9 protein-coding genes are annotated in these 14,415 nt (G+C 63.5%); 4 read left to right on the top strand and 5 right to left on the bottom strand.

The features are described from left to right. The first annotated feature begins 53 nt into the window (after positions 1-53). Positions 54-866 (top strand): ABC transporter ATP-binding protein, encoded by an 813-nt coding sequence (locus tag AC0L2O_RS31115; RefSeq protein WP_473372454.1) that lies wholly within the window; start codon positions 54-56, stop codon positions 864-866. Then, the gene (gene arfA / locus AC0L2O_RS31110; RefSeq protein ID WP_473372453.1) at positions 863-2,407 is read left to right on the top strand and encodes an arabinosylfuranosidase ArfA; all 1,545 of its coding nucleotides are present in this window, start codon (positions 863-865) and stop codon (positions 2,405-2,407) included. Before AC0L2O_RS31115 ends, arfA begins: the two co-directional genes overlap by 4 nt. Positions 2,408-2,450: 43 nt before the next feature. Here the strand turns inward: arfA and AC0L2O_RS31105 are convergent, their stop codons facing one another. The 3 genes from AC0L2O_RS31105 to AC0L2O_RS31095 form a co-directional block, all read right to left on the bottom strand. Next, positions 2,451-8,567, bottom strand: a complete 6,117-nt coding sequence (locus tag AC0L2O_RS31105; protein WP_473372452.1) for an AAA family ATPase — start codon at positions 8,565-8,567, stop codon at positions 2,451-2,453. 531 nt (positions 8,568-9,098) lie between these two features. Beyond that, positions 9,099-10,121, bottom strand: coding sequence for an LLM class flavin-dependent oxidoreductase (locus AC0L2O_RS31100; protein ID WP_473372451.1), 1,023 nt, complete (start codon positions 10,119-10,121; stop codon positions 9,099-9,101). Further along, positions 10,118-11,065, bottom strand: coding sequence for a LysR family transcriptional regulator (locus tag AC0L2O_RS31095; protein ID WP_473372450.1), 948 nt, complete (start codon positions 11,063-11,065; stop codon positions 10,118-10,120). The genes AC0L2O_RS31100 and AC0L2O_RS31095 overlap by 4 nt, the downstream gene beginning before the upstream one ends. A gap of 112 nt (positions 11,066-11,177) precedes the next feature. Here AC0L2O_RS31095 and styA point away from each other — a divergent pair, with 112 nt between their 5' ends. Beyond that, the gene (styA, locus tag AC0L2O_RS31090; protein WP_473372449.1) at positions 11,178-12,428 is read left to right on the top strand and encodes a styrene monooxygenase subunit StyA; all 1,251 of its coding nucleotides are present in this window, start codon (positions 11,178-11,180) and stop codon (positions 12,426-12,428) included. Positions 12,429-12,434: 6 nt separating this feature from the next. Continuing rightward, positions 12,435-12,938 (top strand): styrene monooxygenase NADH-dependent flavin reductase subunit StyB, encoded by a 504-nt coding sequence (gene styB / locus AC0L2O_RS31085; protein WP_473372448.1) that lies wholly within the window; start codon positions 12,435-12,437, stop codon positions 12,936-12,938. 52 nt (positions 12,939-12,990) lie between these two features. On the opposite strand, the gene AC0L2O_RS31080 is transcribed toward styB, so the two are convergent. Beyond that, positions 12,991-13,674 (bottom strand): class I SAM-dependent methyltransferase, encoded by a 684-nt coding sequence (locus tag AC0L2O_RS31080; protein WP_473372447.1) that lies wholly within the window; start codon positions 13,672-13,674, stop codon positions 12,991-12,993. 27 nt (positions 13,675-13,701) lie between these two features. Continuing rightward, complete coding sequence (locus AC0L2O_RS31075) at positions 13,702-14,160, bottom strand: Rrf2 family transcriptional regulator (RefSeq protein ID WP_473372446.1); 459 nt, start codon at positions 14,158-14,160, stop codon at positions 13,702-13,704. Between the last annotated feature and the right edge of the window lie 255 nt (positions 14,161-14,415).

Genomic DNA, 14,415 nt, shown 5'->3' with positions numbered 1-14,415 from the left:
ATTTGCTCCTTGACGTCTGCGAGGTCAGCAAGACCTTCGTCCGGGGAGGGCTGTTGTCGCGGCAGACTGTTGCTGCTGTAAACCAGGTCAGCTTCCAGCTTGTCGCCGGACGTCCGGAGATACTGTCGGTCATCGGCGGATCCGGCGGCGGGAAGACGACGCTGGCGCGGATGATCTTGAACATCGAAGCCCCGACCAGCGGAAAGTTGTTGCTCGATGGCATCGACCTCGCTGCCATCACCGGCAGCGCCGCTCGCCTGGCCTTCATGCACAAGGTGCAGCCGATTTTCCAGAATCCGTTTGACTCCTTTAACCCGCTGAAGCGGCTCGACCGTTATCTGTTTGTGACGCGTAGCCGGTTTTCCGGCGCGGCGGGGCAGGGCACAATTGAGGCCGCCGTCGATGCGGCGTTGCACAAGGTCGGGCTGTCGCTCGAGCAGGTGCGCCATCGATACCCGCACGAGCTGTCCGGCGGCCAGCTGCAAAGGGTTGCCATCGCGCGCGCACTGCTGGCCGAACCCAAGCTGCTCGTGGCGGATGAGCCGGTATCCATGATCGATGCGTCGCTGCGCGTGTCCATCGTCAATCTGTTCAGGACGTTGCGGGACGACCTTGGCATCTCGATCATCTATGTCACCCATGATCTCGCCACGGCCTATTATGTCAGCGACCGGATCGTGATCATGCAGGAGGGCCGCATCGTCGAAAGCGGCGACGCGAGGACTGTGTTGAACGCGCCGCGGCATTCCTATACCCGCCAATTGCGCGACGCCGTGCTAATACCTGACGTCGCCGATGCTGCCCGTGGCGCATCTCCCGGCATCTACGATTCCATCAGCCCCGCGGCACCCGAGAGAAGAACATGAGGAAAGCCAGAGTTCTGATCGACCGCGACTTTGCCATCGGTCGCACCGATCCTCGTCTGTTCGGTGCGTTCGTCGAACATTTGGGCCGATGCGTCTATGGCGGCATCTATGAGCCCGGCCATCCGACCGCGGACGAGAAGGGTTTTCGAACCGACGTACTGGCGTTGGTGAAAGAGCTTGGCCCGACGCTGATCCGATATCCCGGCGGCAATTTCGTGTCGGGATATAATTGGGAGGACGGCGTCGGCCCGTCGGCAGCGAGGCCGACGCGCCTGGACCTCGCATGGCTCTCCACTGAACCGAACAGTTTCGGCACCAATGAATTCATCGACTGGTGCAGGGCCGCCGCCGTCGAGCCGATGATGGCGGTCAACCTCGGCACCCGCGACGCCGATGCGGCGCGCAACCTGGTCGAATACTGCAACCACCCGGGCGGAACGGCCTGGTCGGAGCTTCGCCGCACGCATGGCTGGGACAAGCCCCACGACATCAAGCTGTGGTGCCTCGGCAATGAGATGGATGGCTCCTGGCAGATGGAAAACAAGAGCGCCGCCGCTTACGGTGCCGTGGCGGCCGAAGCCGCAAAGATGATGCGCTGGGTGGATTCGAGGATCGAGCTTGCGGCGTGCGGTTCGTCAGGGCGCACCATGCCGAGCTATGGCCGGTGGGAAGACACGGTGCTCGATCTCAGCTTCGATCATGTCGATTACATTTCGCTGCATACCTATCTCAACAACTACCGACGGGACACGGCATCGTTTCTGGCGAGCGCCGACCTGATGGACAGATTCATCGACGAGGTCGTGGCGCTAGCCGATGCGGTTGCGGCCAAACGGCGTTCCGACAAGCGCCTGATGTTGAGCTTCGATGAATGGAACGTCTGGTATCGGACCCGGCGCAGCCGTGGCGACAGGGTGAAGGAGGGCTGGCCGGTGGCACCGCCGATCCTCGAGGAAATCTATACGATGGAAGATGCGCTCGCGTTCGGCGGCGCCTGCATTTCACTGCTCAATCATGCCAATCGGGTCAAGGTTGCCTGTCTTGCGCAACTCGTCAACGCAATCGCGCCCATCATGACCGAGACGGGTGGAGGTGCGTGGCGACAGACCATCTTTTTTCCTTTCGCTCACATGAGCCGCTTCGGCCGCGGCAGCGTCTTGCGTGCGCAGGTGGAGTCGGAGAGCTACGACACGTCCTACTACGATCCCCGCGGTACCCAGGAGCAGACCTTTCCAGTACCAAACGTGAGCTATCTCAAGATGGCGGCGGTGGCGACAGAAGACGGCGGCCTGTCGCTGTTTCTGCTCAACCGGGATCTGAAGCAGGAGATGGAGGTGAGTGTCGAGGCCAGAAGTTTCGGCCGGCTCATGGTGAGCGAGCGGCTTGAGCTGCGGCACGATGATCTCAACGCAACGAATGGCAAGGATGCGCCGGACAGGGTCAAGCCAGGCCCGTTGCAGAACGCCACCTTCGAAGGCGGACGTTTGCAGGCCACGCTCACGCCGGCCTCCTGGAATGTGATCCATCTGGCGGCGAACTAGCGCTCGCAGTCGACTGCGGCAAACGAATGTTGACCGTGATGCATCAACTCGTGCCGTCGCGAATTGTCCGGGAATCAAGCACCTGACGAATTGAACGCGCCAAATCTGCCGGCCGATAGGGCTTGCTGAGCAAGGTGATGTCGGGGTCCAGCCGACCGTCATGCATCATGGCGGCTTCCGGATATCCGGACATGTAGAGCACAGGCACATTCGGGCGCAGCCGGGTGACGATCTCCGCAAGTTCGCGCCCGTTCATCCCGCCGGGCATGACAACGTCGGTAAACAGCAGGTCAAACGCTGTGCCCTGGTTCACCAGAACGAGCGCGTCGGGACCATTGGCCGCGGCAATCGTACGATAGCCAAAGCTCTTGAGCTGCGCCAAGACGTAATTGCGCACCAGCTCGTCGTCCTCGACAACGAGAATGATCTCGCTGCCACCCTGTAACTGCGTTCTCGTCGCAGTCTCTGAACCCGCTGCGGCCCGCGCAGAGCGCGGCAGATACAGGCTGACCGTGGTTCCCAGTCCTTCCTCGCTGTCGATCCTGATGTGACCGCCGGATTGCTTGGTGAAGCCGTAGACCATGCTCAATCCGAGGCCCGTGCCCTTGCCAAGCTCCTTGGTGGTGAAGAAGGGCTCGAATATCTTGTCACGGATAGCCAGCGGAATGCCGCCGCCGGTATCGCTGACGGTGACCAGGACGAAGTCGCCGAGCATTCCGTCCGGGCCGGGATTGTCCGCTTCGAAGGTTACATTCGCGGTCCCGAAGGAGAGCTTGCCTCCGCCCGCCATTGCGTCGCGGGCATTCACCGCCAGGTTGATCAAAGCGGTCGAAAGCTGACTTGGATCGATCAACGCGTGCCAGCCGTCGGCTTGCAGCGTCGAACCGATCTCGACATGCTCGCCGAGCGTCGGGCGCAGCAGCTTGGCGGTCTCGACAATGAGGCTGCTGACGTCAACGTCGCGTGGCTGCAGCGGCTGCTTGCGGGCGAACGCCAGCAATTGCTGGGTGAGATCAGCGCCGCGAATGGCGGCCTTGTCGATCATGTGGCCGATCGCGACGAGGTCGGGCTGATCGGCAAGACCATCGATCAGGATCTGTATGGTCCCCGTGATGACGGTCAGGATGTTGTTGAAATCGTGGGCCACCCCACCGGTGAGCTGGCCGATAGCATCCATCTTTTGCGATTGGCGAAGCTGCTGCTCCAGGCGCAGGCGATGGGTGATATCTCGGCCGATGACGATGATCAGGTCTTGGCCCCCGGTCGACACGTGGGCGGCGGACAGCTCCGCGTCGAGGCCTTTCCCGTCCGGGCCATCCAGACGCAGTTGAAGCAGGCCGGCTGAACCGGGCGCGAGCAGGCCGTCGAAGTCGATCAGCCCCGCGGGATCCAGGACGGATCGGAACGGGATCCGGATGATCTGGTCTCGCGGCCGGCCGAGCATGATTTCGGCCGTGCGGTTTGCCTCGATGACCAGCCCGTTCTGATCGAGCACCAGAATCGCGTCGCGCGCCTGCTCCATCAGCAGGCGGTACTTCTCTTCGGCCTGCTTGCGCGCGGTGAGATCGAGCACGAACGAGATGCATTGGTCGGGTGACCCAGTGATCGAGGCCGAGCCGATCAGGACAGGAACGCGGCTGCCGTCCTTCCTGACGAACTCTTTCTCGCGAGGTGCAGTCTGCCCCGAGAGCCGGAGATGTTCGATTCTCTGCGTGTCCTCGTCACGGTATTCGGCGGGAGTCATGTCCCTCCAGCGGATCGCTCCCGAAATCAGCTCCTGCCTGGAGTATCCGGTCATGCCCAGGAAGGCGTCATTGGCGTAGCTGATGTCGCCGCCGCTGCTCCAGAACAATATTCCGATGATGTTGGAGTCGACGAGCCGACGGATGCGAGCCTCGCGTTCCTGGAGATCACGGTAGAGCAGCGTGTTCTCGAGCGAAATCGCGGCCTGAGCTGCCAACAGGTCCAGCACTGCGACACGGTTTGGCGTGAACGCATGCGTGGTCAGGCTGTTCTCGAGATAAAGCAATCCCGTCAGCTTGGCCTGCTTGATCAGCGGCAGGCAGAGGATCGATTTGGGATTCCGGTGATGCAGGTAGTCCCCGCTGTAAAGCGGGTCAGGCCGGGTCGCATCGTCGATGATAAGGGGTTTTTGCGAACGAATGACGTAACGCACCAATGTCTCTGGACAGTGCGGCGTGGACAGTGGGCTGTGCCGCATAGCGACGGCAAACTCGCCGCCCCTCGAATGGCCCTCCGCCTCGATCCAGAAGTCATCGTGTCGCGACAGGATCAGCAGGCCGCGATCGGCGCCTGCGTTCTGCAGCGCGATCTTCATCAATGTCTCGATGAGCTTTGGCAACTCGATTTCACTGGATACCGCCTGAGACGCCTTCACGACCGTGGCGACGTCCATTTGCTGGACGGTCGGTCTGGCGGCGGAACCGCTGTCGTCCGCGACGTGGAGACGAGGATAGAAACGTTGGAGCTGCGTGACCTTGGCCGCCGCTCCCCAGCGGAGAAATCCGGATTGAGCATCGCGCAAATAGGCATAGGCGATCTTCTCGAAGCCGCGCGTGGCATAGAAACGCCCGGCAATTTCGTTGGCGATCGCCTCATTTTGAGGGAATCCGTTGCTGCGCGCCGAGGCAATCGCCTGGTCATAGAGGCGCATCGCATCGAGCTCGCGACCTTCGATCCGCGCGATCTCCGCGGCAATGAGATCAGCACGGTCGGCAAAGTCTTCAGGAGAGATATCCGCCCAATGCCGAAGCTGGCGATAGTGATCGGTCAGGGTATGAACCTGGCCCCCTGCTCCCCTTGCATCTGGCATCTCGCCCGATGCGGCGAGCGCCAGGGCTGCATAGAAGTGAAACTCCACGCGATCGAACAGCGCCTTCGAGGTCCACAGCAGCTGGTCGGCCTTGGCTGCGGCCGCGATTGCGCCGCGGTCGTCGGCGAGGACGCGTGCCTGAAGCTTGCGGACCCAATACCAGAATCCGGCTTGTTCAAGCCGCGGATCGGCCTCGAGACGATGTTCAAACTCCGCCTCGCTGAACTCGGCATCATCGAAACAGCCGAACTGGATGGTGAGTCCGCGCAGCGTCCGGACCAGCTGTAGCTGCCCGGCGATACGGTCGGCGGCGAGCTCGACGCGCGCATGGTGCGCGAAATCCAGCCCGGCCTCTGCCTCGCGCTGCACCTCGGCGAGTGGATCGCCGCAGGCGAGAAGGTGCGTCAGCAAATGATGACGGGTAAAGCTCGCGTAGTTGATGTCGCCGGCCTGCTGGGCTGCGTCGAACGCCCGCCGGAGCCACGGGCGGCCGGTCCTCACGTGCCGCGTCCAGCTGCCGAAGCCGAGATAGACGCGGGCCTTGAACCGGTCCAGTCCCTGTCGTTCCACCAGATCCAGGCCAAGCCGGGCGAAGCGGTACCCGGAGGCGTAGTCGCCGAAGTCGGGGCCAAGCACGTTGCCAAGCACGACATAGGCGAGGCAGGAGGCATCGGAATTGCCGTATTCCATGCTCAGATTGGCCATGCGCCCGATGATCAGGCGGCGCAGTCTCTCGTCGATGTACCAGGCCGGTGAGACAAGGACCGTGAGAACGTCCATCGTTCCGCGCGCGATCGGGTCGGTCATCTCGGGCAGGTCGAGCAGGGCCTCGACCGGACGCTCGCCGATCTGTCGCCACATCCGCTCGTATTCCTGGCCGACTTCCTCCGATGTGGGATGCGCCGACCATACGATGCCGACGCGACGCAAATAGCCGAGCCCAACCTCGACGTCGCGATCGCTTGGCTCCATGCGCAGCCGGGTGACGGCGGCGAGCTCGGGCAGAGTGGCGGCATGGTTCGCGAGCCAGGCAAGCCGCACTTTCGCAATTGTCGGCTCGCCCGCGACGAATTCGCATTCCGCCCGCTGGAGCGCCAGGGCGAAGCTGAGGGCGTGGTGCTGCTCCCATCGGTCCTCCGCCAGCATCTCTTCTCCAGAGCTGAAGTGGACGAGCGCACTGGCAAAGTCGGTCGCTGCCTTGGCGCGCCGGCCGGCCAGCAGGTTCAGCTCCGCCGCCCTCACGCGCTCCTCAGGCTCCGTGATCAGGGCCGCCCCGCGGTTGAGCTGGCTCACGATCTCGAAGACGTTTTCCTCGACTGCCTCTGGCGGGGTCCGCGCCACGAACAGTCTGCCGATACGCAAATGAGCCGCGGCCCGTTCTCCCTCCGCGATCAGCGCGTAAGCCGCCTCCTGGAATCGGTCATGGACGAATCGATAGCCGCCGGCGTGGGGCTCGACGAATTCCTGACGGACGGCGGGCCACAGGTCCGCATGGACCCGGTCATCGGACGCGCCGAGGACGATCGAAATCACAGCGATTTCGGCCGTGTTTCCGAGGCAGGCCATCTGGCTTAGGGCTGCGCGCGTTGCGACGGGGAGCCGGGTGAGCTTGCCGAGCATGAGATCGACGACATTGTCCGTGTATCGCTTGGCGTGGATGCGATCGAGATCCCAGCGCCACTGCGTCGCGTCATGGTCGAACGCGAGCAGCCCTTCGTCGACAAGCGAAAACATGAACTGGATGGCAAACAGCGGATTGCCGCCGGTTTTCTCATGGACCAGCTGCGCCAGCGGCGCCGCATGCGTCTGTTCGCAACGAAGCGCGTCTGCAAGCAACTGGCGGAGATGCCTGCGGCCGAGCGGCGCGAGCGTGATCTCGACGATCCGTCCACCCCGTGCCTTGACGGCCTCGCGCATGCGCATCACCGGGTGAGTGGCGCCAACTTCGTTGTCCCGATAAGCACCGATCAGCATCAGGTGCTTCAGGCTCGGCTGGGACAAGAGATCCTCGAGCAGCTCGAACGTCGCCATATCGACCCATTGCAGGTCGTCGAGAAACAGCACCAGCGGATGTTCGGGCCGGGCAAACAGCCCGATGAATTGCTCGAACACGCGGTGAAAGCGGCTTTGCGCCTGCTGGAGCGGTAGCTCGGGGACGGGCGGCTGTTCGCCGACGATGGCCTTCAGCTCCGGGATCAAGTCGACAACGAGCTGCCCGTTCGGACCGATCGCGCTGAGGAGATCATGGCGCCATTGGCTCAGCTCGGTCTCGCTCTTGCCGAGAAGGGGCCGAATGAGGCTCTGGAATGCCTTGGCCAACGTTGCGTAGGGCACGTCGCGCTTGTGCTGGTCAAACTTGCCCGATGCAAACAATCCACCCGAAGGCACCAGCACCTTGTGGAGCTCGTTCACGACAGACGATTTGCCGATCCCCGAATATCCCGACACCAGCGCCAACTCGGGGGCACCGTTCTCGATGATGCGCGCAAAGGAGGCGAGCAGCAGCTCGAGCTCTTGCGTTCGTCCGTATAATTTCTCGGGAACGAGCAGCCGGTCGGGCGTGTCGTGCTCGCCCAGGGCGAAGTTGTCGATACGATGCCGAAGCTCCCACTGCGCAAGGCAGTGCTGTAGATCCCTCTGGGCGCCGGCTGCGGTCTGGTAGCGCTCCTCGGCCATCTTGGAGAGCAGCTTCATGACGATATCGGAAACCGCCGGGGGCACGTCGCCGCATCGCTTGCCCGGCGGCTCCGGCTCTCTTGCGACGTGGCAGTGCACCCACTCCATCGGGTCGGACGCGGCGAATGGAAGCGAGCCGGTGACCATCTGATAGAGTGTGACACCGAGTGAATACAGGTCGCTCCGGGAATCGATCGAGCGGTTCATCCGGCCGGTCTGCTCGGGCGACATGTAGGCGAACGTGCCGGCGATCGACTCCGGCGGGGCCAGGGACTGCCGTTCGCGCGGACGGCGCGAGGCGAAGCCGAAGCCGGTGAGATGCACGTTGTCGTTGCTCTGGCTCACCAGGATATTTGCCGGCTTGATATCCTTGTGCACCAGGCCACGCTGATGGACCTTGCTCAGGGTGGCGGCGATCTGGATGGCGATGCGCAGGAAGCTCCCCGTCTCCATGGGGGTGCCGATCATCCAGCTCAGCGGCTCGCCACCGGGATCTTCGAGGACAAGGATGCTGCGGCTGCGATCCTGCACAAGCTCCAGCGGCTTGGCAGCCCAGGAACTGTCCAGTTCATCCTTCAGCGCAAATTCGTGCGCGAGGCGATCAAGGCATTGCGGCGTTGAATGTTCCGCCGCCGGGACGACGGCCAGCACAACGCGTTGCTCTCCGTCGATGGGTTCGCGGGACGTTCGGCACAGGAGAATTCCTTCCTCGTCGCAGAGAACCTGCGGACCGGGAGCCCAGCCAGGACCCATAAACGACGAAAGGTTCATGTCGGCAGCCCGTGCCGCGGACGAGCCGGGGTCTGAGCCGAAGCGGGCTCGCCCGGTACTCCGCTGCATCCCCCCTTAAGCCCCGCGAATGCGGCGACCATATCGATGACTGTTTCCGCCTCGCGTGTGCAAGACGCATAAGGCGAGACGCAAGTGATAGGCTTGACAAGATGCGGCGGGCCCTCGCGCCTTCATTCGGCGCCTCGTCGACCGGCTACCCGACGCCTCGGAATCGTATCATTTGCGCCAATCCCGTCAACGTGCCGCCATTCGCGCGATCGGCGAACCAGGTTGGTGCGGACGGACCGAATGTCGCATCGCGGCATCCAGCAGAGGTCTGCTGTCGCGCGAGATGGCAACTTAAGGAGGAGCACAACTTTTGCTTGGAGGTCCGCTCGCCGTGAAAGCCTCTCACCGCCAGCCCAGCGCCGGCGCGACGTGCGTCAAAATCGCTTCGATCGCATGGGCGCAATAGTCGACGCCGAGCTGGTTGGGGATGGTCAGCAGCAAGGTGTCGGCCTCCGCGATCGCCTCGTCCTGCCGCAGCTGCTCGACCAGCGCGTCCGGCTCGGCGGCGTAGCTCCGTCCGAAGATCGCGCGCGTGCGCGGATCGATGAAGCCGATCTGGTCTTCGCCGCCGCGCTCGCCGCCGAAATAGGCGCGGTCGCGATCGTCGATCAGCGCGAAGATGCTGCGGCTGACGGACACGCGGGGCTCGCGGGTGTGGCCACTTTCCTTCCACGCGGCACGATAGGCGCGGATTTGCGCGGCCTGCTGCACGTGAAAAGCTTCGCCGGTCTCGTCGTTCTTCAGCGTCGAGCTCTGCAGATTCATGCCGTGCTCGGCGGCCCACACCGCAGTCGCGTTCGAGCCGGCGCCCCACCAGATCCGTTCGCGCAGGCCTTCGGAATGCGGCTCGAGCCGCAGCAGCCCCGGCGGGTTCGGAAACATCGGCTGCGGATTGGGTTTTGCAAAACCCTCGCCACGCAGGATGTCGAGAAAGACCTCGGCGTGACGCCGGCCCATGTCGGCGTCGCTCGCGCCCTCGGCCGGCTGGTAGCCAAAATAGCGCCAGCCGTCGATCACCTGCTCGGGCGAGCCACGGCTGATGCCGAGCTGCAGCCGGCCGCCGGCGATGAGATCGGCGCTGCCGGCGTCCTCCGCCATGTAGAGCGGGTTCTCGTAGCGCATGTCGATCACCGCCGTGCCGATCTCGATCTTGCTGGTCTTGGCGCCGACGACGGCCAGCAGCGGAAAGGGCGAGGCGAGCTGCCGCGCGAAATGATGCACGCGGAAATAGGCGCCGTCCAACCCCAGCTGTTCGGCTGCGACCGCAAGCTCGATCGATTGCAGCAGCGTGTCCGCGGCCGAGCGGGTCTGTGATTGCGGCGAGGGCGTCCAGTGCCCGAACGAGAGGAATCCGATCTTTTTCATGGGCGTCCTTTAACGATGATCGGGAGGGCGTCAACCGCCTGCTTCGGCAGGGAACCGGCGAAGTGCTCGGCGCGCTCGACCAGGAGATCCAGAAAGCTTCGCGCACGTAGCGACATCCAGTGCGTCTCCGGATAGACGGCATGCAGGGGCAGCGCGGCGATGGCGTAGTCCGGAAGCAGATGCTCGAGCGCGCCGCTGCGAAGCCCGTCCGCGGCATTCCAGTCGGGCAGGATGGCGATGCCGAGATGATGCATCGTCGCCTCCTGCATCGCATCGGCATCGTCGACATGAATGGGTCCGTTGATGGATGCGACGTGGCGGCCATGCTCGGATTCGAAGGCCCATTGATGGGCCGGTGACATGCGCGAATAGACGATGCATTGGTGTGAGCTGAGGTCATCCGGCGTCCGCGGCATCGGGCGACCGTGCAGATAGCCGGGTGTCGCGACCAGATAGCGCTGCACAGTGCCGAGCCGGCGCGCGACCAGCGTGCTCGCCTCCAGATCTCCGATCCTCAGCGCAAGCTCGATGCCTTCTTGCACCAGATTGACAAGCCGCTCGCTGAACCGGATGTCGTCCCGAACCTCCGGATAATTGCGCACATACTCGGCAATGACCGGCATCATGTAGCGCCGGCCGAACGACGACGGCACGCCGATGCGGAGTGTGCCGGTGGGGCGCGGCGCCGCCTTTTCGACGCTCGATCGCGCCATGTCGAAACCGTCGAGGATCTGGCGCGCGAGATCGTAGATCCGGTGCGCCTCGGCTGTCGGCTTCAGCGTGCGCGTCGTGCGCAAGAACAGCTGCGTGCCGAACTCGCTCTCCAGCATCCCGATGCGCTTGCTGATGGCCGGCTGGCCGATCCCGAGCTCCTTGGCCGCGGCCGAGAAGCTGCCGCTTTCGAGGGTGCGCACGAACGCGCGCAGGCAATCGATCCGGTCCATGATCTATTCCTATCCGGAATAAATTATATGCCACCTATTCCGTAGTGGGCAAGCCGGTGCCTCGCTAGGCTGCGTCAAAACAAGCAAATCAGAACATCGGGGAGGCCAGGACGTGACACGCAAGATCGGAATCGTCGGCGCAGGAATCGCAGGTCTGCATCTCGCGCTCTATTTGCAGAAGCATGGCGTGGATGCCACGATCATCACGGATCGGCCGCCGGAGGACTATCGGGATATCCGGCTGCTCAACACCGTCGCGCATCATCACGTCACGATCGCACGCGAGGATGATCTCGGCGTCAATCACTGGACCGATCCGAAGGACCACTATTATTACCACGACCACGTCTTCAATTTCCCGCAGCCGCTGCGCTTTCGCGGCGACTTCTCGAAGCCGAGCCGTGCCGTCGACTACCGGATCTATCTTCCCGCGCTGATGCAGGATTTCACCAGCCGCGGCGGCCGGATCGAATATCGCCGCATCGAAGAGCGCGACATCCGTCCGCTGCTCGCGCGTTTCGACCTGTTGGTCGTCTCGACCGGCAAGGGGCCGCTGGGCCAGCTCTTCACCTACCGTCCGGAGCACACGCCCTATTCGCAGCCGCAACGCAGACTCTGCGTCGGGCTCTACACCGGCGTGCGGCAGCCCGATCCGATGAATGTCACGCTCTCGGTCTCCCCCGGGCATGGCGAGATGATCGTGATCCCGACCATCACCTTCGGCGGCATCGCCAACGCGCTGCTGATGGAGAACGTGCCGGGCGGCGACATGGAGGAATTGGCGACACTCAGCTACGACGACAACCCGAAGCACTTTCTGAAGGTGCTGCTGGGCAAGCTCGAGAAGCATCATCCCACGACCTACGATCGGATCGACACGGCACGCTTCGATCTCGCCCAGCCGCAGGACCTGCTGCAAGGCGGTGTGGTCCCGACGGTGCGCAATACGGTGGTCGAATTCGACGACGGCAAATGCGCGATCGCGCTCGGCGACGTTCACGCGATCGTCGATCCCATGATGGGCCAGGGCGCCAATGTCGCCTCCTATGCGGCCTTCGTGCTCGGCGAGGAGATCGTCAATGCCGATGTGCTCGATGCGCGGCTGTGCGAGAAGATCGATTTGAAACGGCAGGATCGTGTGCTGGCGGCCTCGCGCTGGACCAATGTGATGCTGCAGCCGCCCACGGAAGCGCTGGGCATGCTGATCGGCGCGATGAGCCAGAACCCGGCGCTGGCGAACGAGTTCACCGAGAATTTCAATTATCCGGACCGGCAGTGGGACCGCATCTCCACGCCGCAGCGCATCCAGGCCTGGATCGAACGCATGTCGGTGCCGTCACGACCCGTCAGGGCCATTGCGTGAGGTCCGATGCGAGCGGCGACTGACATGCAGCGCGCCAGTCCAGCGTCGTTTCGCGAAGCCGCGTCGCGGTTTGCGACCGGGGTCACGGTGCTGACCGCGCTGGACGAGCACGGCCGTGTCTGCGGCATGACTGCAAACAGCTTTGTCACCGTCAGCCTGTCGCCGCCGACCGTGCTGGTCTCGGTGATGCCGGGACGGGTGCACCGCGCGATCTCGGCGACAGGACGCTATTGCGTCAACGTCCTGCCGGACCATGGCCGGGAGCTTTCGCGGCATTTCGCGAGCCAGCCCAACACCGGCGCCACTCCGGATTACGAGACCGTCGACGGCCTGCCGCGGCTTCAGGGATGCCTCGCCTACTTCGCCTGCGAGGTCACCCGGCACGTCAACGTCAGCGATCACACGCTAATCATCGCCGAAGTCTCGACCTGCGACTATCGCGACACCACACCGCTGGTGTTTTTTTCCAGCCGGTATCACCGCGGGGCGGGGGTGCCGGTGGAGAGGTGAGGGTTTTGCGACGGCGCATGACGCGTTCGAGTGATGGCGAAGCCGAGACGCCTCAAGCGTAGGCCACCCAGCCGCGGAAGGCGAGCCCGGTGTAGAACAGGGTTGGGTCGGAGAAGCCTGTCTCGCGCAAAATGGCCTCATCCTGGGCGGGCGCGAGAATTTCCAGATGTTTGGTGACGGCCTCACGCGCGGCTGCCGCCTTGTCGGGCTCGACACCCGATGCCGCCAGGAACGCGGAGTACCGCGATAGCCACAGCGGGCGTTCCTGTTCGCCGTCGGGAGCGCTCAAATGGGCCACCACGAACGGCGCGCGCGGCTTGAGGCGGCGGCGGACTTCCGACGCGATGCGGCGCCGCTCCTCGACGTCAACGAAGTGCAGCGTCAACAGGCAAGTGGCGCCATCGAATGGCCCCTCCGGGGCATCGTCGATATAGCCTTGATGAAGACGCGCTCGGGCCGCGAGCGATCCCAGCGTTTGCCTTGCGAGGCTGAGCATTGCCGCCGAAGGATCCACGCCATCGAAGCTCCATCCTGCATGCGCATGCGCAAACGCCTTCAACTCCAGGCCGCCGCCTGCACCGAGCACGAGCACCCGCGCATTGTCGGGAACGCGTTCGGCGAGAAGAATCGCAGCCATGGCCAGCATGGCATTGTAGCCGGGAACGAAGCGGGGCGGCCCATCTGTGTAGCTCGCCACCGCTTGCGGATCGGAGAACGCGTTGTGAATGCTGGTCATGATATCGCCATTGCTGAATGGAGCCGATCACACGTGATGCGCGACGATGTCGCCGGTCTTTCGGGTCCCGAGGCGCTTGCGCAGATCGTCGCCCAGCATCGCCAGCGTGACCTTACCGAGGCGCGACAGCAGCAGCACCTCTGCGTCGTGAAAGGCCTGATCAAGCGCGGCGTTGACGGCCCGCTCAACCAGACAGCCCGGCGCCTCCGTCCGGTTGCCCATGGCCAGTAGCGGTGGACTGCCCAACGCGGCGTAAATGTCGCGCAGCGTCACCTTCGAGAGATCGCAGGCCAGCGTCCAGCCGCCGCCGTGCCCCTTCTCGGAGCGGACGTAATCGAGATCCCGCAAGCCCGCCATGATGCGCCGGATCACCACGGGGTTCGTCTCCATGGCCTTCGCTAGGGTCTCGGACGTAAAGGGGCCCGGCCGCTGCGCCATGTGCAGCAGGACGTGGAGCACGCCAGACAGTCGGCTGTCTCGTTTCATGTAACTTTATATGTTACATGATGCTGAACGTCAACCCACTGGCGACTATGGCGATACAACGCCGCTGGTGTTCTTTTCCAGCCGGTATCACCGCGGGGCGGGGGTGCCGGTGGAGAGGTGAGGATTTTGCGACGGCTCATGGCGCGTTCGAGGATTGACGAAGCCGAGACGCCTCAAGCTAGTCACGCGAATCTAAAGTTCGCCACATAAAGTTTGCTGGGCTTTGTGACAGAAGCGTTTGACGGAAGCCAAGAT

Source organism: Bradyrhizobium sp. Kon10 (assembly GCF_055807395.1).
Note: the sequence above shows the minus strand (reverse complement) of the source record. Positions and strands in the feature narration are given on the sequence as shown.